The organism is Phenylobacterium hankyongense (genome assembly GCF_003254505.1).
In the GTDB taxonomy this organism is placed as follows: Bacteria; Pseudomonadota; Alphaproteobacteria; order Caulobacterales; family Caulobacteraceae; genus Phenylobacterium; species Phenylobacterium hankyongense.
The window spans coordinates 1-323 of sequence record NZ_QFYP01000027.1 but is presented as its reverse complement, the minus strand read 5'-3'; the positions used below and the strand labels follow the sequence as shown (position 1 = coordinate 323).

General features: G+C 62.8%; 1 protein-coding gene. It reads left to right on the top strand.

Annotated elements, in window-relative coordinates:
- The coding region (locus tag DJ021_RS18530; protein ID WP_207801912.1) for an RNA-binding protein at positions 1-323 on the top strand (323 nt) is incomplete at both ends.

The following is a 323-nucleotide window of genomic DNA, read 5'->3' as shown; positions in this document are numbered from 1 at the left end:
CTCTTCTCCACCTTCTAATGGCCTCTCCCGATTTCGAGTACCGGTGCTTCGTCGGCGGCCTTGCCTGGGCCACCGACGATCGGTCTCTCGAGAGGGCCTTCAGCGAGTTCGGCGAGGTCATCGAGTCGAAGGTTATCAATGACCGAGAGACCGGAAGGTCGAGGGGCTTCGGCTTCGTGACCTTCAACTCCGAGCAGGCGATGAACGAGGCCATCAAGGGGATGAATGGTCAGGATCTGGACGGCAGGAGTATCACCGTAAACCAGGCCCAGTCCCGGGGCAGTGGCGGGTTCCGCAGCGGAGGCGGCGGCGGTGGCTACGGC